The sequence below is a fragment of the Vibrio sp. 10N.239.312.D08 genome, from assembly GCF_041466145.1.
Lineage (GTDB): Bacteria > Pseudomonadota > Gammaproteobacteria > Enterobacterales > Vibrionaceae > Vibrio > Vibrio crassostreae_C.
Genome location: NZ_JBFSSD010000019.1, coordinates 1 through 23,400, shown reverse-complemented (window position 1 = coordinate 23,400; position 23,400 = coordinate 1). Strand labels below are relative to the sequence as shown.

The window sequence follows — 23,400 nt, the reverse complement described above, 5'->3', positions numbered from 1 at the left end:
ATACAATTTTTATAATAAAAACAAGTACAGTTAATAACGGTCGTGACAATGAGTATCTACAGAAAGCTAGCCAATCAGTTTATCGATGAGATAGAAACAGGCAAAAGACCGGAAGGCGGACGCATCCCTTCGCTACGTCAATTGGCCAAGCAACAAGCCATCAGCATGTCGACCGTGGTGAGCTGCTACCAAGAACTGGAATCACAAGGCTGGATACATTCTCGACCGCAAGCGGGGTATTTTGTCTCGCCTCACAAGTCGTCTCACTCAACGCCTGAGTGGGCACAGTTTGAGAGTAAGATATCGAGTGTTAAGCAAACCTCTTCGACCCACAACTCAATCAACGGACCTTTAGGGGTTTCGAGCACCACCAATGATAAGCAGTCGATCGTTGAATTGGAACGAAGTTTTCGTCGCGCTATTAAACGGATGGGCAGCAGGCTCAACCACTACCCAGATACACAAGGTGAGCCGATGTTGCGACAGGCATTATCCACTCACTTTGCCAAGCTCGATGTGCACTTTTCACCTGAAGAAATGGTGATCACCGCTGGCTGTATGTCAGCGATTAAGGCCGCTCTTGAATCATGTACCAAAGAAGGCGACACCATTGTGATTAGCTCTCCTTGTTTCAATGGCATTCTGGAGTTACTCGGAAAGATGTCACGCCAGATCATAGAAATCCCATCGCTCGATGATGGTGTCGACTTGCAACAACTGGAAGCGCATTTGAAGAACAAGCGAGTCGATGCCGCGATCTTTTGTACTTCTCATATGAACCCTCAGGGGATCAATATGTCGGCAAGTCAAAAACAGCAGCTTGCCGAATTTGCGAATCAATATCGAGTGCCGATCATTGAAGATGATGTGTATCTTGAACTGTCCTACTCCTCACACACACCACTCCCCGCGAAATACTACGACAAAGGCGGATATGTCTTATGGTGTGGATCAGTATCGAAAAGTTTGTCACCGAGTTACCGTTTGGGATGGTGCTTGCCGGGCAGGTTTATCAACGAATACAAGGCTCAGTTCTCTGCTGCGAGCTATGGCATTGCCCTGCCTACTCAACTTGCGGTTGCTGACTTTATTGAATCTGGCCAATACGCTAAGCACGTGAGGAGAAGATGCTCTCAGATCTTGTCTTTGCGCCAGCAATACCTAAGTTATTTGGCTCAGCACCTTCCTCAATATGTGAAGATAAGTAACCCACAAGGTGGCATGGTGCTTTGGCTGCAAATCCCAAACTTGAACCAATCAACCTTTACTCTGGCAGTTGCCGACCAGAACATTGATATCAGGCTTGGACACCTGTTCAGCACTCTCGACCTTTACAGCAATTGCTTACGCCTCAATATTGGGTATTCGTTAGAGGGTGAAACTAAGCAGCAATTGGATGCCTTAATTGAGCTTATCCACATTCACAGCTAACAGCCCGTAGCCTTTCAAAATCAGCTTTTTTAAAAGCCTTTCGATCGTCGGATTTTAATAGCCTTTTGTCATAAAAAAGAAGGCTATTATTCCTATTTTGATTCGGTTAAAGCCCCGAACCGTAAGGAAACCCACTCGCCTCAAAACCCTTAAATGCTGAGTTTGCAAGCACCCACAAATTTATGCAACTTGGCTAATGACACATCACTTTTTATCGTCAATATACAGCCGTCAGCGCTGGCGTTTTCCTGTATTTGAAGAGAACTATTATGAGTGATAAAACAAAAAACAAACCACTACCTTCCTTTATCGAAGAACGCTTGAACTTCTATATTCAAGACCTGATTACCCAGAACCAAAGCCAAAAGCATTTGGTATTGGGTAAACGCCCCCAGCGCAGTGCCGTTGTGATGCAGAGCAATGATTACCTAGCGCTGTCACACAACAAACAGATCCAACAAGCCCATCAAGCGGCGATCTGTGAGCACGATGACAACGTGGTGATGTCTGCCATTTTCTTACAAGATGAGCAGTCTAAACCTGCGTTCGAAACTGAGCTTGCGAACTATGTTGGAATGGAGAGCTGTTTGCTTTCTCAATCGGGCTGGGCGGCCAATATTGGGCTATTGCAAACCATCTGCCCACCGGGCACACCTGTGTATATTGATTTCCTTGCACACATGTCGCTATGGGAAGGGATTCGGGCTGCCGGCGCAGTTGCCCATCCGTTTATGCATAACAATATGAATCACCTACGCAAACAGTTAGAGCGCCACGGCTCAGGTGTCATTGTTGTCGACTCGGTTTACAGCACAATAGGCACCATTGCCCCACTGTGCGACATCTACGAAATGGCGCAAGAGTTTGATTGTGCGGTCGTCGTTGATGAATCCCATTCACTGGGTACACATGGAGAGAATGGTGCAGGCTTAGTGCAAGCATTGGGGCTCACCAAGCAAGTCGACTTCATCACCGTTAGCTTGGCAAAAACCTTTGCTTATCGCGCTGGGGCAATCCTTGGCCCTAAACAACTGTCTAAAACCTTGCCGTTTGTGGCGTACCCTGCGATTTTTAGCTCAACAGTGTTACCACAAGAAGTGGTTCGTTTAGAGAAAACGTTGGAGGTGATCAAAGGTGCGGAAGACAAACGAGAAGCCTTATTCAATCGGGCTAAGTCGCTGACTACGGGGCTAAAGCGAATTGGCTTTAATATCCGCAGTGAGTCTCAAATTGTAGCGCTAGAGTGCGGCAATGAAAGAAACACGGAGCGTGTGCGAGACTTCTTAGAAGAACGTGATGTGTTCGGTGCGGTATTCTGCCGCCCTGCGACTGGCAAGAACAAAAACATCATCCGTTTTTCAGTGAATGCCGATATGACGCCAAGAGACATTGACCATGTGCTCACGGTTTGTCACGAAGCGTACCATCACCCCGAGTTAGAGTTCGTGTAACCTTTTTCGAACCATATTTATAACCAACACCAACGGCAGGACTGAATGGACGCTATCATGTCGCGATACAAAAAGAGCCCAGCAATTCGCTGAGCTCTTTCTTGAATCTATGTCTACCCAATGGCCGTGAACTTCAGACTATTACACCCGCTAAATCCAGTGAGCAATTTTATCAAACAGTCGGTTTTTATCGGCAGGTTTAACAATAAAGTCCGACATGCCTGATGATTCCATCTTTTCCAAGGTAACGGGAGAACTGTCACCCGTGTGAGCAATAATCGGCACCGAAGAGTATTCTTTGTCGGCACTGCGAATTCGGCGAGAAGCTTCAACACCATCCATGATTGGCATTTCAATATCCATTAGGATCAAGTCGATTTCGTCGGTATCAAGCGCATCTAAGGCTTGTTGTCCGTCTTCTTTTTGCACAACATCAAAGCCCTGTTTTTCCAATAACATTGCCGTAAATCGGCGTAGAGATTCATTGTCATCGACCACCATAATCGTACGTCTAGTGGTGGCCTCTAGCGGTTTTACAGCAACCGATGGCATCACGTAGTTGGAGTCAAACAGTAAACGGTCAATGGTCGCTTTAGTATTTAGTAGCCAGACTTGTGTTTCCACCCAAATAGGCTCGAAAGAAATGTTACGTACACGCTTGATAGGATGACGCTCATACAAGTAAATGATTCGCGCCTCAGTGAACGAAAGTAACGATTCAATCTTATCGAGGCAATTGGCTCTTAAATCCAAGCTCTCCATATCAACGAAAATCAAGTCGAATTCGAACTGGTATTCCTTATTTTTAAGCGCTGATGCTACATCCAACACCGTGAGCTCAAACCCCATAAAACGGGCTACCTCAGTCATTTTATTGGTGAGAACTTTCTGGTCACTCACCATTAGCACAGTCTTAAGTTTAGTCAGTTCATTCTTGATTTCTTTCACCGAATGGGAAGACAAAGACGGAAAAGTCATCGTGAACTGTGTCCATTGATCCACTTCAGACTGACATTTAATTTCACCACCAAACGAGCGCATTACCTTCTGACAAAATGGCAAACCTAAGCCGTAATTACCCGATTGGCCAGTAGTATAAAAGTCCTGAAAAATGCGTCGAATCACATCATTTGAGATGCCTGATCCGTTATCGGTAACCATTATTTGATTGGCCACTTCATCACTAGACATGGTGACATGAATATGAAAATCTTCAGGGCTACGATGATGGAACGCATTCTTGAACAGATTATACATGGCGTATTTCAACAAGGTGTCGCTACCCAAAAACTCAAAGTTACTCTGCACATCCAAGGAGATTGCTGACTTATCAGCAGAGCGCTTGTAATTGAAACTGTCTATCGCATCCTCAACCACCGCTTGCGCTGAATGCTTCTTAAACGTAGATCGAGAGACTCGGTTTTCATCAATTGAAGTCAGTAACAGATCTATCGTTTCGTTACCGGAATGAATGATCTCCATCGCTTCATCGCCCACTTCACGCAACTGAATCACTTCTTCATTGCTTAACGCATATTGCCCTTTTTGATCGCCACTTTTAGGGTTCGGCAATATGGACTGCATGACATCAATAGAGGTAAGTAATCCGCTTAGAGGGTTTCGCATCTCATGGGCAATACCCGCACCAAAAGACTTCGCCAATGACACCTTGTTTTCATGTTCCACCTGATTGCGGAAGTAGAACAAGTTGCCGAATAAGTAGATAAACAAAAAGATTGGCACATGCGTCCAATCCATTGTGAGTTCGAGGTAGAAGCCTTGTGCAATCCAAGCGCACAAGGTAGCAATCCCAATACCGGCAAAGGTTTGTGCAAACATCACTCTCGTCACGTGCACCAATAAAATATGGAGGAAAATAGCCGACATGAATGACATAACCCAAACGTTGGACCAATTATTCATTAGCAGCATGTAGAAGAAGAAACCTGGCAAACAGATAGTTACGGCAACTTGATAATAAGCCGGAAGGTATTTTCGCCATTCAAATGGGACGCGATTGCGAAATATAATGCCAAAGAACAATACCGAGCAAAACAGGCGAAGCGCTAAGTTTTCGTAGGGTTGCGGGAACAAAAACTCCCACACAATGTAGTAAATTGGGAAGCCGACAAAGCCCATCCAACCCACGAGGGTTAAATTCGGTTCTGCGTACTGGTAAACTTTACGAATCGCGTTCATACGAAATACTTTGCTCTCTAAGCCCTGACGTTTATTAATTCTATGATTTGGTTTTTATACTTATATTTTGGCGCCGATTATATTACACATCACGTCCGAGCAGTGAGGTTTCAATCAAATATGTACCAACGCATTTGTTTTTATTATTAAGCGTAGATGAATGATGCACCCTTCTGACGCTTAAATTTAAGTACGAGTGCTTGGTTCAGGGATGGGCATGCGCGGTGTTCTTTTGATAACTGTGTTCAGCTTACCGCTATGTCACTGTTACTCGATGCATTTTTCTTGGAGTATCCCCGTAATCTATCACTGCGTAATGTTGCGTTACCCTGTTATCCCAGATCGCCATTGAGCCGTTGTCCCATTTGAAACGAACTTGAAACTCAGGGCGTCTCGCAATTTCAAACAGTTGGCTGAGTAAAACATCACTCTCTTTGCGGTCGAGTTCGTTGATATAACGAGTAAACTGTTCATTGATACAGAGCGTTTCTTTATCCGTTTCAGGATGAACTTGAACAACAGAGTGAACCACTGGCGGATTCTCCTGTGCTGTTTTAATCAAGGATTTGTGCCAATCGAGATCAATGTCTTCTGATTCTATACCTTCAAAGGCCACAAGCGAATGAGTCGCCGACAACCCTCTCAACTTAGCTTTCATATCTTCATGTAGAGATTCAAAAACCGCAGTCATAGAACACCAGATAGTGTCACCACCAATGCTTGGAATGTGTTGAGCATGCAACAGGGAAGCTTTCGAAGGCAAGCTGCGCCACGTTAAGTCGGTATGCCAATAACTTTCCTTTGGCGCATTGCCACGGGTTGTTTCAATCACACTCACCTGTGGCGCACTTTCCACGCGAGGGAAGAAAGGATGTGCAGGTTCTAACGTTCCAAAGCGCTGTGCAATCATCAAGTGTTGTTCTGGAGACAAAGTCTGCCCGTCGAGAAAGATCACTTGATGGGCAATAAGTGCCTGATACACCTTATCGAGTTCATCAGCACTGCATGTAGAAAGCTCTAGTTCGTGAATACGAGCGCCGATGTGAGGAGTAATGGGTTCTATTTTCAACATACTTTCGCTTATTGGTGATATTGAGTTGCAGGGCGGATCTGGCTACTAGGCTAATCTGACTACTAACTGTAAACCGGGTAAATGCTGATTTTCTTTCTCACTTGAAATAGAAAGTCGTCTCTCCGAAACAAAAAAAGAGCTCCTAAGCTGGAGCTCTTTTCGTTTTTTGATACTTCCTGTATCCATAGACAAGTCCAATCTGTAGTACTTTCACTGAAAGCCAGATCATCGATATCTCCAGTTGTGTATCACCAATAAATCTAGCATACAATCTTCAGACTGTTCTGGGACACAACCGAGATAATCAACTCTAGTGCCAAGCCATCTCGCCGCTTAGCACTTTCGCGCCAAGTTCTAAATCGCCTTCCGTAGCCTCAAATTTCGGGTAGGCTTTCTTCATGTAATCACTGATCTCGACCGATGTTGGATTACTTTTGCTCGCCAACGCTTTTTCAATATCAGCCACATAATCCTTCGTGAAGTGAACTGCATTTATTCCTGTTGGCATTTCACCTAAATAGTGACCCGGAATTACAACCTCTGGCTCTAGTGCTTTCATACGCTCCAACGATTGTGACCACTGGCTACGAATCTCTTTCGATGCAGTATCTGCCATCCATACATGCACACCGCTATACACCGACACGCCACCAAACACCGTTTTTTCAGACGGAACCCATAGGTAAGCTTGGTGTGTATTTATCTCTTTCACTTCGATGGTTTCACCTTCGATGCTTAATGTTGTGTCGTTCATCACCATTGGAACAATCACCTTAGAGGGCGCGTTGCCTTCTAATATAGGCCCCCAGTATTCAAGCTTTGCATCTTTGGTGCGTTTGATATGCGCGACAACGGCTTCACTGGCAACGACTTTAACGTTAGGAAATGCCGAAACTATCGGTTCCAAACCAAAGTAGTAATCTGGGTCGCCGCTGCTGATGTAAACCATCGATAATTTTTTGCCTGTGGCTTTGATTTGCTCCACCAAATTTTGTCCGTCTGCGACACTGAATTGTGCGTCAAATAGAATCACTTCTTTCTCACCCGAAACCAATACCGAGCTTGCAGGGAATATCGCGTTCTCACCGGGGTTATAGTGAGTGATGTTCAGATCCACAGCTAAAGCAACACTTGATGCCAGCATGGTTCCTAGGCTTATGGTTCCTAAAAGCATGCTTTTTAATAACAGGTTTTTCGATAACGTATTCATGGCTTTATTCCGATACTTGGAGTTGAACACCTGCCAACTCGTTGAATGTCCAAATATCTTATTTAATTGTTTTTAGATGAAATAGATATCAAATTGACTTTAACTGTTGCAGTTTTCGGACATATACTGAGGTCGGTTTAATTCTCTAGGCAATAAAACAATGGATAAACTCGAGGCAATGAATGTCTTTGTCACCATAGTGGAACGTGGCAGTTTGAGCGCAGCGGCAGAGCACCTTGATCTCTCACGAACCAAGGTCACTCGTTATTTGGGTGAGTTAGAAACATGGATGGACACACGCTTGCTTCACAGAACAACACGAAGCTTGAGTTTAACCAGCGCAGGTAAAGAAACACTTGAGGTCGCCAGAGAACTTTTGGCACTGGAAACATCCCTAGCTGGGATCAGAAACCAAAACCGAGAGCATTTAAAAGGTCAGCTGCGTATTACTGCGAGCTACTCGATTGTCGATAGCTTCTTGATGGAATCAATTAGTCGCTTCATCGCCAAATGGCCAGAGGTTTCTATCGACATTATCTCGACTGATCAGACCGTCAACCTGGTTGAGTCACGCATCGATTTGGCCATTCGCATAACCAACGAACTGACGCCCAATATTGTCGCGAAGCAGATCGGTGAATGCCGCTCCGTTATTTGCGCATCGCCTCAATATCTAAAAGAGAAAGGCACACCCACAGAAGCCCAAGATCTAGCGCACCACAACTGTTTATCGTTCAGTTACTTTGGCAAAACCGCTTGGACGTTCAATGGCCCCAATGGGCTCGAATCGGTTCCGATTAAAGGGAATATCAGTGCAAACACCTCAGAGGTTCTGCTTTCTGCCACACTCAAAGGCAACGGTATCTGTTTACTGCCCTTCCCTTCAGTGGAAACCTTGATGCGTGATGGTCTATTAGTGCCACTGCTTTCTGAATGGCAACCTAAAACGCTCGGTGTTCATGCTATTTATGGAACGCGTAAACAAGTCACACCGCTGTTAAGAGCCTTTATCGACCATTTATCTGACGAGATGGAACAATCGACAAGTTGGTAGAAGTACGATGCCATCACTAAGGAGGAAAACTTGCCATTAGTAAAACTGATGCAGAATTAAAATCATTAATTTTACTTAACTGTCAGTTGCTTCTATCGTGACTGCATACATCATCAATTAGCTTATTCACGCAGGGAAACTGACTATGGCTGCCATTACCGACCTAGACCTTCTACTGAAATCCATGTCACCAGAATTAATCGACGGGAGCTATGTTTTTTGTACTGTAGGCGGGGGATTGGCAGACTATGTTCAGCTCAATCCAATCTCGACTTTTCGTGAGAAAGAAGGTTTAACACTGGTTCTGAAAGAAGAAGTTGCGACCAAAGCTCAGCTAAACTTCGACGGTGTATTTAGCCTTATCACTTTATCGGTACATTCGAGCCTTGAAGCGGTTGGATTAACGGCGGCGTTTGCGACAAAGCTTGGCTCTTACGGCATTAGCGCTAACGTGGTTGCGGGCTACTATCACGACCACATCTTCGTTCAAAAAGACAAAGCAGAAGCTGCAATGAGTGCGCTGAAAGAGTTTTCAGAAGTAGATTAGTAAAGAATTCGATTACTCACAAATACAAAAAAAGCGACGTAATCTACGTCGCTTTGGCTTATTGCTTAACGTACACTCACTGATCAGGCATCAGTGAGCGAACCAGTTAAGCAAGCTTAAAAGTCGCCACTTTGTCACTTAAGCCAGCGGCTTGGCTCTTAAGTTCGTTCGACTCAGTTAAGCTGTCCTGTGCGCCCACAACTAAGTGGTCGGTAACATCTTTAATGGTCGTCACGTTCTGGGTAATTTCACCCGTCACATGTGTTTGCTCTTCAGCAGCCGTCGCGATTTGAGTCGCCATATCGCTGATCAAAGCAACTGCAGTATTGATCTCTTCAAGCGCATGCGAAGCTCGATCGGCATCTTCTACTGAATGTATTGCCAACTTAGAACTACTCTCCATCAGCTCAACCGCTTGCGCCGTTGTACGCTGCAGGATATCAATTGTTGATTTGATCTCTTCCGTTGAAGAGTGAGTGCGCTGCGAAAGCACACGTACTTCATCAGCAACCACAGCAAAGCCACGACCTTGTTCGCCAGCACGAGCCGCTTCAATCGCAGCATTCAAAGCAAGTAAGTTGGTTTGCTCTGCAATGCCTTGAATCGTTGCGAGTACAGTCGAGATCTCTTGAGCATGCTTGTTAAGTTCGCTAATCACACTACCCGCTTCATTAACTTCATTGGCTAGGTTATTGATTGAACCTTTGGTATCCACAACCAGAGCGTGACCACTGTTAGTGCTTGTCGCTGAATCTTGTGCCGCTTTTGCTGTTTGCTCGGCATGCGATGCTATCTCTTGCGTGGCGCTCGCCATTTCAGTTACGGCCGTCGCGACCATAGTGATTTCTTGCTGCTGATGATTAAGCTCATCCACCGAACGGTTCGCACGCTGAGCACTTTGCTCTGACTGGCTGTTTAGCTGTTCTGACTGCCCACGGATATGGCCAATCAACTGCTGTAAGCTTCCAACAAAGGTATTGAAGTTATGAGCCAACTCGCCCACTTCATCTTGGTTTTCAACATGAATGCGTTGAGTTAAATCACCACTACCATTCGCGATTTGCGCCAGTGCTTGAGAAACGTGGTTCAACGGGCGGAATAGAATCGTACACAACAGGTTAAACAGTATGGTACATACGATCACCACAAGTAGCGTCACCAACACTTGACCAATCACTGCATCAAATAGTGGCGCAACCAGAGAGTCATGGTTAACAACGCTCACAGTAATCAGGCTCGTTCCATCAATCGCACGTGCGTACAGAACATAGTCGCTGCCATTCAACTCGATAGAAGTGTCTTTACCGCTAGTCAGCGCCTTTTGTACGTCCGCAAAATCTAACCCAAGTGAGCTGATATTTTTGTTCAGTAACTTGGTGTCAGGGTGCGTATAAACCGTGCCTTTATTGGTCGCGATGAACATGTAACCTTCACCCGGAAGAATCACTTGCTCTAGGCTATTAAGAATGTCGGTAATTTCAACATCCGCGCCTAACACAACCTGTTGACCATGTAATTGCATGGCAGTACCCAGCGACACAACATTCGCCCCAGTTGCAGCTGCAACCGTTGGATTATCCATGAACACCTTACTAGGGTTTGCTACCGCGTTGGTGTACCAACCCCATAGACGTGGGTCATCATTGCCGGGCGGCAATACCACTCCGTTTGCGTTCTTTTGCGAACCGTCTGGAAACGCCAAGAAGACATTATCAAAAGAGGCTGAATCACGAACCTGTTTTAGGTGAGTCACCAAGCTTTCTTGTTTGGATTCTTTCGAAAGAGAAGTAAGCGCACGCTCTTTGGATAAGATCCAATCCGATACATATTGATTGTAAGAAGCCGATGCGCCTTCTAAACGCTGTTCAACTTCTGTATACAACCTTTGCAATGAAGCACGAAAAGACAATGCCTCGACCAAGATCCCCCCCAGGATAATGGCCATACTGGCTGAAATCGCCAGTTTATTTTTAAGCGAGAGTTTCTTGAACATAGGAAACCTATAATGTGGAAGTAAAAAACCGTGGCGAACAAATTGGTTGCCAAAGAGGTTTGCAAGCGGGATATATTTTACGCTTTAAAATAAATTAAGAAACCGATGAGGAACTGAAATATTGATATATGTGAGTAAGTGCACGCATCGTAACCCATTGATTTAGAGAATGGTAAACTCTAAATTTTGAATTAATGTGCTAAACATGGTCAGCTGATGAGTGTCTCTGTTTGAGAATAATAACGGCACAGATCGCGCCATGCCGTTAGCTCATTAGGAAGGTATTTAAATGAGTTGAACGTCTGAATAGAAACAGGTTGCGAACTAAATAGTCAAAAGTTGATCAACCAAAGTCCAACGTTAACAGCAATCGTGTTTCGTCAGATGAAGTGACTGGTGAACGGTGAACAAGGCCTCTATTCTCATTGCCACTCCAACGCTCCCCTTTTAATAACGCAACATCACCACTGGCCATTTTCTGGATGTCAGATTCGTCGTTGTACAGGCCTGAAACAGAATCAGGCTTTCCGTTAGCCCCTAGCCCTAGCTTAGAACGGTCGACTAAGTCGTTTGGCAACCATTGAGTCGCAACACCATGATAAGTTGTCACCAAGCGGCAAGGCACTTGATCAAAATGGAAACGTGGGCACATCGCTTTATTCAGAACGGCTAAACGCAACCCGACTTCTTCAAGCTCAAACAAACAACAGAACATATCCACCAGCTCTGCCATGTTTTCTAATAGCGCTTTAGAGGCGGTGCCATCGGTAGCAAATTCCAACTTATCGAAAGCATTATCAGGTGACACGCTAACAGACTTACTAAAGTTTGGATTCAAGGCGATAAATTCACTAATTGCCGTCGTTAAGCCTTCATCAAACTGTCGCTGCCATACCGCTATATTAATATCACTTTGGTAGATATCCGCTAATACCGTTGGCTGCTCAGAAGCACTCAAGCTTGGCTTGTGATTTGCCTTATCCTGAATACTCACAGCTGAACTAATGTTGAGTGGCTGGCTGCTATTGGTAGCCAAAGGCTTGGTTAACACGGCATTCATTACGTCGTCTCCTTGATAAATGCTCATCGCTTCCCTTTTACCAACAGAATAATTATTCTTGGCAAGAGTGATTTTAGTTATGTTATAACATAACTAAAAATAAACAAGTCACTTCGTCGATCATGATTCCAGTAATACAGCGACGCTCTTCTTTTCCTGCGGTAATTTTTCGAATGCTGAACTAAGCTTCTCTCAATCACTCTTTCCAAAAAGTCATTTTAAAAACGTACGACTCAAGAACGTAAACCTGTGAATTCATCAATCTGGTGACAACTTATGAAAAAACTAATCTCTACATTCGGCCTCCTATGCACCGTTATCTCCGCTCAATCTTTCGCGGAGTCGGGCTACACATTAGATCCGAAGTTATCGAACATCACATTCGCGACCATTAAAAAGCAGTTTGTTGTCGAGCCCGCATCCATCAAACCTATGTCTGGAGGACTTACCGAAGAGGGCCAGTTTTCAATAGTATTGGACTTGAAAAGCGTGAGCACCGGAGTCGCTATTCGTGACCAGAGACTGAATGAACTCTACTTTGAATCGATGACTTTTCCTGAAGTGAAGATCTCTGGGAAGGTTGAACCGTCGATGCTATCTGGTGATCCAAAAAGAACAACAGTAGCAGCGGAAGTTACTTTACACGGCGTAACCAAAACGATCGACTTCCCAGTTGTGGTGGTTCCATCCTCAGGGTTTGTCATGGTTAGCTCAGCTTCAACAATCATCGTCAATGGCGCTGATTTTGGGATATCTACAGAGAATCTAAACAAACTTTCAGCGACCGTGGGTGGATTAGCGATTTCCAACCAAATCCCTTTGAGCTTTAACCTACTTTTCGACGAATAATGGGCTTATAACTCTTCCTTTCTGTTCTGCCTCATTTCACATTCATCAATCGTTTAAGAGCGGTGAATGTGAGTGAGAGTACGCGACAACGCAATAAACTGAATTAGGTTTGAATAAACTAAACCAAAATTTCCACTCGATTTCCCCAAGTCGGCCAGATAAACATCCCTCACAAAGTATTAAATTGAGCGTTATATAGGCTCAGAGATGTCGTTGATGTCACATGTCGTTACACAGCATGACGCCTTAAGGCTTTACATCTTGGGCGAGGTAAACAACAATCCCTGAGAATAAATCCATAACATAATGTATTTAGAAATTATGAGTAACACAGAAAACAAAAAATCGAGTCCTCTTTTCGAAGTCGTGTTTAACGTCTTTCTTCCTTCATTCATTTTAATGAAGTTCAGTGGAGATGAGCATCTCGGAACAGGCTTAGCTTTGCTTGTTGCCCTTGCCTTCCCTATTGCTTATGGTGGCATGGAGTTAATCCGCAATAAGAAGTTCAACTTCATCGCTGCGCTCGGCTTTGTAAGCGTGCTATTGACGGGCGGTATTGGTTTCTTTGAGCTAGACACTCGTTGGTTAGCACTAAAAGAAGCATTAATCCCTGGTCTAATTGGTTTGGCGGTTCTTGGCTCAACCTTCACCCGCTACCCGTTTATCCAGAAAGTTATCTTCACACCGGCCCTGTTAAATATCTCTCTTATTGAAGAGCGCCTAAAGCAGTTCGGTAACCAAGCAAAGTTTGATCGTTGTCTAATGACATCCAACTACCTATTCGCGAGTACTTTCGCATTTTCTTCAGCTATGAACTACTTCCTAGCGACTTGGATTGTGACTAGCCCTGCTGGCACCGCTGCCTTTAATGAAGAACTTGGCAAGCTGACACTTTACAGCTACCCAGCAATCGCCATCCCAAGCATGCTGATGATGTTAGGTATTTTCTACTACATTTGGCGTCAAGTTCGCACGATGACATCACTAGAAACAGAACAAATTTTTATTACTAAATAGTTCTGAATTAACAAATCGCTCTGACAGCACAACATGAAGCCCAGCAATTAAGCTGGGCTTCTTTGTTTTTACTCTTTCGTTATCAACGTGATAGATGACAGCTTCGATTTGGATTATGAATCGAACGGGCAACCCTAATGCTCTTTTCTCAAGTAAATTTGGGCAACATGTCTATAAACCAATAATAATCAATGAATTGCATTGATTGAACCGACAGATGCTTTTATAGTCAATTCTGTTGGTTACTTTACAAAGCTCTACCCGCTCACTGACATTATTTCAATTGCTGTTGATAAGATCGCATAAGCTAGGTGCTAAAGGTAGACGCCAGCCGTACTCAATAAGGAATATAGATTATGAACAAATCTCAATTAGTTGAACACATCGCGACTTCTGCAGACATCTCAAAAGACCAAGCAGGCACAGCACTAAATGCGCTAGTTGAAGGTATCTCTACTTCGCTTGCGAACGGTGATGACGTATCGATCCTTGGATTTGGTAGCTTTAAAGTTAACTCTCGAGCTGCTCGCACTGGTCGTAACCCGCGAACCGGAGAAGAGATTCAGATTGCCGCATCAAAGACGCCAGCATTTAAAGCGGGCAAGGCACTAAAAGAGACGTGCAACCTGTAACACAAAAAACACAAGGAAGATTACGATGACGACTAAGGAAAAAGCGAAAACGAGCCGAAGCAAAAAAGCAGGCAAGTCGACTAAAGCGCAAGCCGAAACGCCTAAGACTCGTCAACGCATTGAAGAGCTTCTCGAAGAGCGTGAACTGGCTAAACTGTTAGAACTTTAGTTTATATAAGAACTAAAGTTTAGGTTTAAGCAAGGTGATAGTTTGTTATCGTTCTAATGCCACTGCAGATTTGTAGTGGCATTTTTGGTTATAGGCTTGTCTTAGTGATCTATGACGTCAGCAACTACAATGAGTTTGTTCGTTATGGTTACGTATCGCTAACTCTTAACACCCACCCAAGTAGATGATCAAAACTGGTTTTATCACAATGACTTAATTACGTTGTCGATAATGATTTCACTGGGGCTTCTCTTGAGAACTTTACTCGGGCGACGATATTCAGAATAGTTTTCAATGAAACTATCAATCACGTTATAGTCAAAATATGAAAGAACTGCATTATCACCAAGTCCATCTTTTCTCTCTGTTTCATTTCTAATAACTAAACATGGAATTCCGAGAAATGCGCATTCTTCCTGATTACTACCGCCATCAGTAACCATAAACTCAGATTTCGATATGAGTTTATTAAAGTTCAAAAATGTCATACGAGGAATTAAGTCTAGATTGATGTTGTTTTCCAAAGTTCTATAAAGCCCATTCTTCTTAAGTGCTTCTCTTGTTGGAGGGTGTAATATAAACTTAACTTGAATAACATTAGTGAGTTTTTCTATTAGTTCCACTATTTTCTTCAAACCACTTATATTTGATATCGTTTCGAATCTATGGAGTGAGACAGTAGCGTAGCGTTCTTGTTTATCAGAGATAGAATTGGTCGATAATTTATTTATAGAGCTAGCAAGTTGTATAGTATCAACAATAGTATTCCCATTAGTGTTGACAACTTGTTTATTATATTTACTTACGTTCTCTGCAGAGAGTTGATCCTGACAATAAAAAACATCAATTAATCCCAATTTAGCTGTAACAACACGAGTTATTTCCTCAGGAAAAGGCTTGAGTAAATTAAAAGAACGTAAGCCAGCTTCGACCGAGGCGACCCTTAATTTCTGGCTTTTAGCCAAAATAGCACCTAATAACAATGGGGGGGCATCACCATGAATCATTACGATCCCGCCCTTATCTCCTCTGAATAACTCCCGTTTATTATAAATACCGACAAGTAAAACCTTAATAGACCATGCAACCATCTGTATACTGCTAACGATATCTCTATTATCGTCACATAAAACATAATCTGGCTCTTTGATTCCAAATTCAAATAATATTTCTAATATAGTTTCTCTATGCTGTGCCATAAATATAAAATTGTATTCAACATTTCTATCTTGAAGATTTTTCATAATGGGAATCATTTTTATGAGCTGAGCGCGAGTACCAATCAAAATATGTATCATCAATAGTTCCATAAAACAGCTTATTTCATACTTTTATCTTAGCCCAACAGACGACAAACCGTTAGCTAATCGTCTAAGTAATCAAGTTCTAACTCACTAAAAACAAGAAAATCCAAAGGTACTATAGTTAGAAAAAGCAACTGAGCTTTTAGATGAAATAACAAAGTCTTTGGAAGTTTAGGGTAGAAGGAAAATGTTTGAAAAAACAAATAGTAAGCCTAATATATTAAATAGAGATATCAAGGTAAGCAGAAGTTCCATTATGCTTACCTTGATATTTCTAGCTATAGTTCTTCGAGTATACACCGCGTTCAATTATGAGGTTAATTGGGATGAATTCTACTATCTGTCTTTTGTTCATCAGTTTTTAGCTGGAGAATCGATAAGTAGCTTTCAAACATTCCATGTGCATGTTTTCACTTGGTTAAGCTGGGTATCCGATAATGAGGTTAACCAAATCATTGTTGCTCGTAATGTTATGCTGTGTCTTCAAATTGCTACAGGATTTTTTATATTTAGAATTTGTCGTAGACACCTTGGTAGATCCGCTTCTCTATTTGCGGTTTTAGCTTACTTTTCATTTTCATTTGTAATTAGGATGGGAGCTAGTTTTCGGACAGACCCTATTGCAACTTTTTGCTTAATGGCTAGTTTAGATTATCTGCTAAAACTAGAGTATTCTTTCAAACGAACATTGATTACTGCATTGCTTACTGCCATAGCATTCCTTATAACACTAAAGTCTGTATTTTATTTTCCTACTATTATCCTAATTTCACTTTTATCCATTGTACAATCTTCCCAAAAACGTAGAACTAGCATTATCCTTTCGCGATATTTTATTTTAGTCACGTTACTGTTTTTATCTCTATACTTTTGGCACTCACAAAGCATTACATCAACAACCGAGAACGATGCTATATCAATGCTAAGTGGGGCAAACAAAACACTAAACCATAATTTATTTTTCCCTCGAGCTAATTACTTTATATATACATTAGGAACAGACTTAGGCTTTTGGTTTACTTTAGTTTGTGGCGTTTACTTCTGCCTATCTTCAACAATTAAAAATAATAATATTGAAATAAAATTAGATTACTTAAAGCTCATGACTTTGATACTTCCTTTATTATCTATTCTTATTTATCGTAACGCATTCCCCTACTTTTATTCATTTATATTAGCTCCTTCAGCAATTTATTTCGGCCTAGCTTGGGAGGTATGGAATCAAAGAAAAACTCGTAAGCGATACATGAGAATAAGCCGTGGGGTTGTTTTTTTGTTTGTTTTTAACCTAATATTTCAAAGTATTTATTTGAAATATTCCCGGAACTTAGATTATCAGTATCATTTTATTAATGTTGTTCAGAAGATATTTCCTGAACCTGTCGCCTACATAGATAGGTGCTCTATGATCTCATCATACCCTCAGAAAGGCTTTTTCATGAGCTCTTGGGGGATGGATAACTACTTAATAGCAGGACAGCCTATACTTAAGCTTGCTATTGAAGATCACGAACCTAAATTTTTGATCGTGAATTCAGAATACCTTGAGTTCATTCACAGCGAGAGCAGTGTGGGATCAATCTATTTGGCTCTTTTAGAAGAAGATAGGAAAGCTATTAAAAACAATTATATAAGTCACTGGAATGAACTCTATGTTGCAGGTAAAGAGTTGCTGTTAACTCAAGAGGATAACGCCGTGACGTTTACCTTAAATATCTCTGGTAATTACACTTTGGAATCAGATTCAAAAGTAATCATAAATAACAAAGTTATCCACCCACAAGAAATCGTCGCTTTATCAAAAGGAAAAAATACTATTAAAATTTTCGAAGATACAGGTACATATACACTTCGTTGGGGGGAGAATTTATATAGGCCTAAAGAGAGCAATCGAGAATCTCGTATGTTTAGCGGATTTTAAACAAACCAGAATAAATAGAGGTGGCAAAATTGAAACTAATTGTTCAAATCCCTTGCTATAACGAAGGAAGTAACCTCAAATCAGTAATCCGAGGTATACCGGAAGAGATCAAAGGTATAGATAAAATCGAGATACTTGTTATAGACGATGGTTCTACAGATGATACGGTTGCTATAGCGCAACAGTTAGGCGTGGATTACATAGTAGAGAGCACGAGAAATAAGGGTTTAGCCCACGCGTTTCACCTAGGGTTAGAAACCTGCATAGATAAGAAAGCTGATATCATTGTTAATACTGATGGTGACAACCAATACAATGGCTCTGAAATCTCTAAGTTAGTCGAACCCATACTGAATAAGAGAGCTGATATTGTCGTCGGAAACCGAGGTGGTTATAACAATAAACATTTCTCATTTTTCAAGCGAACCCTTCAAGTGTTAGGTAGTTATATCGTGTCCAAAGCGACCGGCTTAGACATAAAAGACTCAGTCAGTGGTTTCAGAGCAATATCAAGATCAGCAGCACAACAAATAAATATAGTATCAGAGTTCAGTTACACGATTGAGATGCTTATTCAAGCTAGTGCGAAAAAGCTCGGTGTAATCTCCGTTCCAATCCACACTAACGAGAAGACTAGAGAGTCTAGGCTATTTTCAAGTATTCCTCACTTTTTAAGGATGTCTATTTCCACATTAATTCGTATCTACACAATGTACAAACCCTTGCGTGTGTTCTTTATTTTAGGTGCCATAATGGTTGCCGTTGGTGTATTACCCATCATTCGTTTCCTATACTTTTTCATGGATGGGGGTGGCGATGGCCATATTCAGTCCTTATTACTCGGCAGCACATTATTAATACTTGGGTTTCTCACTATGATTGTAGGATTTGTCGCAGACCTAGTAAGCTTCAATCGCAAGTTAATGGAAAAACTGCTGTACCGAATCGAGAAACTAGAGGATAGGTTAGCGAATGAAAAATCAAAAATATCAAAGTAACCGTCTAAGGGTTTCGCTTGGTGTCTAATATACGAATACAGGTAGAGAAACTAGGTTGGCTTATATCTATATCGCTAATTATATGGTTTTGTTATCAGTCATCAATTCAATTATCAATTTGGTACACGATTAATTGGAGCTACGATCTAATATTAGTCCTAGTCGGAAGTATTGCTCTTTATAGCTGGACGTTAATAAACGGTGGTTTAGTTAGCTACTACCTACTGAAATCCGTAGGAGAAAGTAGAGGTAACATAACTCAGGTCGTTTCAATAAACCTTGTAGCTCAATTGGCAAAGTACTTACCCGGAAACATAGCACACCATATAGGGCGCGTTGTGTTATCTGAAAAGTTAAGAATGAAGCGAAGTAAAATTCTCTTGAGTATGCTTATCGAAACCATTTGGGTAGTTGGAGTTGTGGTTATCTTGACCCTATATCATGGGATCCATCAAGGGAATGACTTCATTCACGAATCATCCATACAAACACACGTACTTATACTTAGTTTGACTATTACCACTATTGTCTTTGGACCGAAGATCTTTCGGCATTCGTTTGTTCGCCTGTATGCTTGGTTTCTATCAAAACAAGACGTGGCACAAATAGACGAACTTAAACTCCCTACGTTACCAATTGTGATGGTGAGTTTAGTAACATATTTATTTAACTATTTACTATTGGGCGCGGTAATATCTTTAGTTGGAGGAGCACTGTTTGACCTTTGGGAACTCGATATATTGACACTAGGGAGCATTTTCGCGGTCGCCTGGATTGTTGGATTCTTCACCCCCGGGTCCCCTGCTGGGATCGGAGTTAGAGAACTTGTTCTGGTTAGCCTACTTAACCCAATTTACGGTTCAGAGGTTTCTTTAGCGATAACCATGATATTGCGTCTAACCACTATAAGCGGAGATGTTACAGCCTGGGTTATCGGTGCTTTTATGTGGTCAAAGTCTTATACAGAACCCTAAAACCGAAGCTAACCTCCACCAGATTCGATAGACCAAATACTTTTCGGCTTGCAACTCTAAAAGCACGTAACCCGTAAAAGGTGCAACATTGTTCCTATAAACGACTCTTTTATAGTCATCAATCCAGTTCCCTTCCACATAACAAGGCATAATCGAACAAGAACCACTCACTAAGTAACTGATTAGGTTACATAGCTATACATATCCATACTTACCCAAATCGCCTTTTTCACTATCATCATTTTCTTGTTATTGGTGAGATTATTGGAAGGGTTCATGACACGACTATGTTCGAGCAATCCTTCTTCTTTGAGGTGATTATGAATGTCGTTCGCATGGGGATTGAAGCAAATACCCATAAAAATAAGGGTAAGTACAAAGCGATAGTTAAGTTTACTATTCGAGCCCTGTTTTATTATTCAGCTACTCGAAAAATGAGTAATAATTTCAACTCTGAAGAGAGAAAGTTATTATTTATCAAGCAACCCAACTTCCTTTCTAAATTTGTGACTCCCTACTTATGTACTGGCTTTAGCAATAAAGAAAAGATCGATATCTTATCCAAACACTACGACTGGTTTGAAAACACCTTCGCAACAGAAGCTAGACACCAAATCTATAACGAAAGGCTCAATCTTTTAAAACTTGAGATAGATGACAACGTTTATCTGGTTAATCTCAGCTTCGAAAGAAACGCGAGAAAAGAAGGTGAACTGACAATTTCATTGACCAACTCTCAACTCGAAAAAATGTATACCATTTCGTTTACTGTTTTCGACAACAACATCTACATCGGCGGTATACAGGGTGGCGCCAATGACAATGGATTTAGCCGCACATTCACCAAAGCTTTTTACGGTTTAAGACCTAAATCCTTCATGGTAGAAACACTACGACTGCTCGCTATTAACTTGGGTATCGACAATATCTATGCGGTAAAAGAGTCTGGTCATGTCTCGAACTCATTACGCTACGGTAAGAAAAACAAAGACATCAGCCTTAAATACGACAGTCTGTGGGAAGAGCACGATGGACAGGTGCATGATAACTATTTCTATCGTCTCCCGACAAACCCGAACAGGAAAGATCTTGAAGCTCTAAAACGTCAAAAGCGTAAGTTGTATCGCGAGCGTTATGCCTGGCTAGATCTGTATGAACAAGATCTGAAGAACGTAATCAGTCAGCACATCCATGATCCTGTTCATTATGCTCATGACAGTTAATTTGGCTAACCTGTACTCGACTCGCTAACGCGTATTACCTTTACTAGCGTGCTTTAGTCTAATCACAGCCCTTGGACCAAACGCTCAATCCCGAGGTGATAGCTTTAAAATAAATATTAGACAATGCTAATTTACATCTTTATAGTATCTAGGTATTTCGAAAACTACTCAATCGCCGGCGACCAGCCAGTACTGATCATTAAGAAGATACAAGCTCTATGCTCGGCAATTTGTATAGTTAAACTTAGAGACAGTAATAGGTAAACGTATGACTAAAATTGTAATCATCGGTGGCGTAGCTGGAGGTGCTTCAGCTGCTGCACGCGCTCGTCGTCTTAGTGAAGAAGCCGAAATCATAATGTTTGAACGAGGACCATTCGTCTCTTTTGCCAACTGTGGATTGCCATACCACATAGGTGGCGATATCGAGGATAGAAGCAAGCTTCTGTTACAAACACCTGAAAGCTTCTTAGCTCGCTTCAACGTTGACGCACGAGTGATGAACGAAGTTACCTCTATTGATCGCACCAATAAAACCGTTACAGTCAAAAATCTTGTTGATGGTAATCACTACAGCGAGAGTTACGACTTCTTATTACTCAGCCCTGGAGCCGGTGCCGTCGTTCCTCCCATCTCAGGAATCGATAACCCCCTCACCCATTCACTACGCAATATTCCAGATATGGATCGCATCATCGAAACAATCCAAATGAATAAACCTGAGCACGCGACAGTTGTTGGCGGTGGCTTTATCGGCTTGGAAATGATGGAAGCGTTTCATCAGCTTGGGATCAAGACTTCGTTGATTGAGATGGCTGACCAAGTAATGACGCCAGTAGACCGGGAAATGGCCGGCTTTGCCCATGCGGAGATTCGTGACAAAGGCATCGACCTAAAACTCGGCGTCGCGCTTGAGTCTGTGAAATATATACCTAACGAACACATCGCAAGTTTTGATTCAGGCGAGAGCGAGAAGCACCAACACATAGAGGGTGAATTAGAATTAACACTTAATAATGGCGAGTCATTAACTACTGATATCTTAATCATGGCTATCGGTGTGCGTCCTGAGACTAAGTTAGCAAAAGAAGCAGGACTTCAAATTGGCGAACTAGGTGGTATCTACACCAATGAAATGATGCAGACTAGCGATCCTAGCATCTACGCTGTGGGTGATGCGGTCGAAGAAAAAGACTTTGTCACAGGTGCACAAACTCTAGTTCCGCTTGCTGGCCCTGCTAACCGTCAAGGTCGTATGGCTGCCGACAACATGCTCGGACGCAATGAAATCTATCAAGGTACACAGGGCACAGCTATCTGTAAGATTTTTGACCTAGCCGTTGCCTCAACAGGGAAAAACGAAAAACAGTTGAAGCGTGAAGGCGTCGACTATGAAAAAGTCTATGTGCATACCGCAAGCCACGCTAGCTACTATCCTGGCGCTGAGATTGTCTCGTTCAAGATGTTATTCGCCCCTAAGACAGGGAAAATACTAGGTGCGCAAGCCGTCGGTAAAGATGGCGTAGATAAACGCATTGATGTTATGGCAGTAGCTCAACGTGCAGGTATGACCGTTGATCAGCTTCAACACCTTGAATTAACCTATGCACCACCTTACGGGAGTGCCAAGGACGTGATTAACCAAGCCGCATTTGTTGCCAACAATATTATTAAAGGTGACGCGACACCTATTCATTTCGATGAGATTGCAACATTAAGCGACAACCAACTCCTACTCGATGTTCGTAACCCTAGCGAACTAGAAAATGGTGGCTTTATTGAAGGCGCAATCAACATTCCTGTCGACCAACTGCGTGATCGAATGAGTGAGCTCCCAGCAGACAAAGAGATTGTAATCTACTGCCAAGTCGGGTTACGTGGTAACGTGGCTTATCGCCAACTCGTCAACAACGGCTTTAAAGCACGCAACTTAATCGGTGGTTATAGAACACTCATGTATGCAAAAGCTTAAGGATTAATACTTAGTCGCCGGTAATGGTGCGCGGACACTTACGGGCTAGTTGCTAGTTGCTGAGAGAAAGTCGCTCATAAATAGATGCGAGTAGTTAATAGTAAACATTGAAAAACCGAGCTTGGCATTTAAGTAAGTGCCAAGCTCTTTTATTATTCGTAGGAGTCAATAAAAGCTTGCAGTGCTCGCTGATCGACAATTTCTAACCCTTGATCTCCTTTTCTGATGAAACCTTTGTCTAATAGGTCTTTAACCGCTCTTCGATACACTGTATCCGCCCCATGAACCCACGGGGCGACTTGTCAGTGTTTGAAGTTCCAAGGC

Annotated in this window: 18 protein-coding genes and 1 pseudogene; 12 read left to right on the top strand and 7 right to left on the bottom strand. The window is 42.4% G+C overall.

Annotation, left to right across the window (positions count from 1 at the left end):
- The first annotated feature begins 48 nt into the window (after positions 1-48).
- Together AB6D58_RS12015 and cqsA are read left to right on the top strand one after the other, a co-directional pair.
- Positions 49-1,431 (top strand): PLP-dependent aminotransferase family protein, encoded by a 1,383-nt coding sequence (locus AB6D58_RS12015; protein ID WP_372157354.1) that lies wholly within the window; start codon positions 49-51, stop codon positions 1,429-1,431.
- Positions 1,432-1,700: 269 nt separating this feature from the next.
- Positions 1,701-2,882 carry an alpha-hydroxyketone-type quorum-sensing autoinducer synthase gene (gene cqsA, locus AB6D58_RS12010; protein WP_371722118.1) on the top strand — a complete coding sequence of 394 codons (1,182 nt, stop codon included), beginning with the start codon at positions 1,701-1,703 and terminating at the stop codon, positions 2,880-2,882.
- A 150-nt stretch (positions 2,883-3,032) separates the two neighbouring features.
- On the opposite strand, the gene AB6D58_RS12005 is transcribed toward cqsA, so the two are convergent.
- The 3 genes from AB6D58_RS12005 to AB6D58_RS11995 all read right to left on the bottom strand — a co-directional run bounded on the left by AB6D58_RS12005 (position 3,033) and on the right by AB6D58_RS11995 (position 7,363).
- The gene (locus AB6D58_RS12005; RefSeq protein WP_372157351.1) at positions 3,033-5,081 is read right to left on the bottom strand and encodes a response regulator; all 2,049 of its coding nucleotides are present in this window, start codon (positions 5,079-5,081) and stop codon (positions 3,033-3,035) included.
- 256 nt (positions 5,082-5,337) lie between these two features.
- Positions 5,338-6,153: a TauD/TfdA family dioxygenase gene (locus AB6D58_RS12000; protein WP_017059123.1), complete on the bottom strand. Its 816-nt coding sequence runs from the start codon at positions 6,151-6,153 to the stop codon at positions 5,338-5,340.
- Positions 6,154-6,463: 310 nt separating this feature from the next.
- Entirely contained in the window at positions 6,464-7,363 is a 900-nt protein-coding gene (locus AB6D58_RS11995) for a Vmh family MBL fold metallo-hydrolase (RefSeq protein ID WP_372157349.1), read from the bottom strand.
- 160 nt (positions 7,364-7,523) lie between these two features.
- Here AB6D58_RS11995 and AB6D58_RS11990 point away from each other — a divergent pair, with 160 nt between their 5' ends.
- Positions 7,524-8,417 (top strand): LysR family transcriptional regulator, encoded by an 894-nt coding sequence (locus tag AB6D58_RS11990; RefSeq protein ID WP_017059121.1) that lies wholly within the window; start codon positions 7,524-7,526, stop codon positions 8,415-8,417.
- A 145-nt stretch (positions 8,418-8,562) separates the two neighbouring features.
- Positions 8,563-8,964, top strand: coding sequence for an ACT domain-containing protein (locus tag AB6D58_RS11985; protein ID WP_136978817.1), 402 nt, complete (start codon positions 8,563-8,565; stop codon positions 8,962-8,964).
- A gap of 106 nt (positions 8,965-9,070) precedes the next feature.
- Here AB6D58_RS11985 and AB6D58_RS11980 read toward each other — a convergent pair whose 3' ends face one another.
- On the bottom strand, positions 9,071-10,957 hold the full coding sequence (locus tag AB6D58_RS11980) for a methyl-accepting chemotaxis protein (RefSeq protein WP_372157347.1): 1,887 nt from the start codon (positions 10,955-10,957) through the stop codon (positions 9,071-9,073).
- Between the two features lie 343 nt (positions 10,958-11,300).
- Positions 11,301-12,017, bottom strand: coding sequence for a DUF1826 domain-containing protein (locus tag AB6D58_RS11975; RefSeq protein ID WP_136982815.1), 717 nt, complete (start codon positions 12,015-12,017; stop codon positions 11,301-11,303).
- A 276-nt stretch (positions 12,018-12,293) separates the two neighbouring features.
- On the opposite strand from AB6D58_RS11975, the gene AB6D58_RS11970 reads away from it, so the two are divergent.
- The 4 genes from AB6D58_RS11970 to AB6D58_RS11955 all read left to right on the top strand — a co-directional run bounded on the left by AB6D58_RS11970 (position 12,294) and on the right by AB6D58_RS11955 (position 14,684).
- Positions 12,294-12,866: a YceI family protein gene (locus AB6D58_RS11970; RefSeq protein WP_372101274.1), complete on the top strand. Its 573-nt coding sequence runs from the start codon at positions 12,294-12,296 to the stop codon at positions 12,864-12,866.
- A gap of 321 nt (positions 12,867-13,187) precedes the next feature.
- On the top strand, positions 13,188-13,883 hold the full coding sequence (locus AB6D58_RS11965) for a VC0807 family protein (protein ID WP_017059114.1): 696 nt from the start codon (positions 13,188-13,190) through the stop codon (positions 13,881-13,883).
- Between the two features lie 356 nt (positions 13,884-14,239).
- Positions 14,240-14,515 carry an HU family DNA-binding protein gene (locus AB6D58_RS11960; RefSeq protein WP_017059113.1) on the top strand — a complete coding sequence of 92 codons (276 nt, stop codon included), beginning with the start codon at positions 14,240-14,242 and terminating at the stop codon, positions 14,513-14,515.
- Between the two features lie 25 nt (positions 14,516-14,540).
- On the top strand, positions 14,541-14,684 hold the full coding sequence (locus tag AB6D58_RS11955; RefSeq protein ID WP_017059112.1) for a hypothetical protein: 144 nt from the start codon (positions 14,541-14,543) through the stop codon (positions 14,682-14,684).
- Positions 14,685-14,887: 203 nt separating this feature from the next.
- Here the strand turns inward: AB6D58_RS11955 and AB6D58_RS11950 are convergent, their stop codons facing one another.
- Positions 14,888-15,982, bottom strand: a complete 1,095-nt coding sequence (locus tag AB6D58_RS11950) for a UDP-N-acetylglucosamine 2-epimerase (RefSeq protein WP_372157345.1) — start codon at positions 15,980-15,982, stop codon at positions 14,888-14,890.
- Positions 15,983-16,175: 193 nt separating this feature from the next.
- Between AB6D58_RS11950 and AB6D58_RS11945 the strand changes: the two genes are divergently transcribed.
- The 4 genes from AB6D58_RS11945 (at position 16,176) to AB6D58_RS11930 (ending at position 23,076) form a co-directional block, all read left to right on the top strand.
- Entirely contained in the window at positions 16,176-17,909 is a 1,734-nt protein-coding gene (locus AB6D58_RS11945) for an ArnT family glycosyltransferase (RefSeq protein WP_372157343.1), read from the top strand.
- Positions 17,910-17,938: 29 nt separating this feature from the next.
- Positions 17,939-18,907, top strand: coding sequence for a glycosyltransferase family 2 protein (locus AB6D58_RS11940; protein WP_017065481.1), 969 nt, complete (start codon positions 17,939-17,941; stop codon positions 18,905-18,907).
- Positions 18,908-20,201: 1,294 nt separating this feature from the next.
- On the top strand, positions 20,202-21,104 hold the full coding sequence (locus AB6D58_RS11935; protein WP_133151375.1) for a VirK/YbjX family protein: 903 nt from the start codon (positions 20,202-20,204) through the stop codon (positions 21,102-21,104).
- A 268-nt stretch (positions 21,105-21,372) separates the two neighbouring features.
- Positions 21,373-23,076, top strand: coding sequence for an FAD-dependent oxidoreductase (locus AB6D58_RS11930; protein ID WP_372157341.1), 1,704 nt, complete (start codon positions 21,373-21,375; stop codon positions 23,074-23,076).
- A 152-nt stretch (positions 23,077-23,228) separates the two neighbouring features.
- On the opposite strand, the pseudogene AB6D58_RS11925 reads toward AB6D58_RS11930, so the two are convergent.
- Positions 23,229-23,345 (bottom strand): annotated as a pseudogene (locus AB6D58_RS11925) (Crp/Fnr family transcriptional regulator); the annotation flags it as partial.
- Between the last annotated feature and the right edge of the window lie 55 nt (positions 23,346-23,400).

What these genes read in the sequence shown, in the direction of transcription:
- AB6D58_RS12015 (WP_372157354.1), top strand. Translation starts at nt 49, where the DNA reads ATGAGTATCTACAGAAAGCTAGCCAATCAGTTTATCGATGAGATAGAA.
- cqsA (WP_371722118.1), top strand. Translation starts at nt 1,701, where the DNA reads ATGAGTGATAAAACAAAAAACAAACCACTACCTTCCTTTATCGAAGAA.
- AB6D58_RS12005 (WP_372157351.1), bottom strand. Translation starts at nt 5,081, where the DNA reads ATGAACGCGATTCGTAAAGTTTACCAGTACGCAGAACCGAATTTAACC.
- AB6D58_RS12000 (WP_017059123.1), bottom strand. Translation starts at nt 6,153, where the DNA reads ATGTTGAAAATAGAACCCATTACTCCTCACATCGGCGCTCGTATTCAC.
- AB6D58_RS11995 (WP_372157349.1), bottom strand. Translation starts at nt 7,363, where the DNA reads ATGAATACGTTATCGAAAAACCTGTTATTAAAAAGCATGCTTTTAGGA.
- AB6D58_RS11990 (WP_017059121.1), top strand. Translation starts at nt 7,524, where the DNA reads ATGGATAAACTCGAGGCAATGAATGTCTTTGTCACCATAGTGGAACGT.
- AB6D58_RS11985 (WP_136978817.1), top strand. Translation starts at nt 8,563, where the DNA reads ATGGCTGCCATTACCGACCTAGACCTTCTACTGAAATCCATGTCACCA.
- AB6D58_RS11980 (WP_372157347.1), bottom strand. Translation starts at nt 10,957, where the DNA reads ATGTTCAAGAAACTCTCGCTTAAAAATAAACTGGCGATTTCAGCCAGT.
- AB6D58_RS11975 (WP_136982815.1), bottom strand. Translation starts at nt 12,017, where the DNA reads ATGAATGCCGTGTTAACCAAGCCTTTGGCTACCAATAGCAGCCAGCCA.
- AB6D58_RS11970 (WP_372101274.1), top strand. Translation starts at nt 12,294, where the DNA reads ATGAAAAAACTAATCTCTACATTCGGCCTCCTATGCACCGTTATCTCC.
- AB6D58_RS11965 (WP_017059114.1), top strand. Translation starts at nt 13,188, where the DNA reads ATGAGTAACACAGAAAACAAAAAATCGAGTCCTCTTTTCGAAGTCGTG.
- AB6D58_RS11960 (WP_017059113.1), top strand. Translation starts at nt 14,240, where the DNA reads ATGAACAAATCTCAATTAGTTGAACACATCGCGACTTCTGCAGACATC.
- AB6D58_RS11955 (WP_017059112.1), top strand. Translation starts at nt 14,541, where the DNA reads ATGACGACTAAGGAAAAAGCGAAAACGAGCCGAAGCAAAAAAGCAGGC.
- AB6D58_RS11950 (WP_372157345.1), bottom strand. Translation starts at nt 15,982, where the DNA reads ATGATACATATTTTGATTGGTACTCGCGCTCAGCTCATAAAAATGATT.
- AB6D58_RS11945 (WP_372157343.1), top strand. Translation starts at nt 16,176, where the DNA reads ATGTTTGAAAAAACAAATAGTAAGCCTAATATATTAAATAGAGATATC.
- AB6D58_RS11935 (WP_133151375.1), top strand. Translation starts at nt 20,202, where the DNA reads ATGAATGTCGTTCGCATGGGGATTGAAGCAAATACCCATAAAAATAAG.
- AB6D58_RS11930 (WP_372157341.1), top strand. Translation starts at nt 21,373, where the DNA reads ATGACTAAAATTGTAATCATCGGTGGCGTAGCTGGAGGTGCTTCAGCT.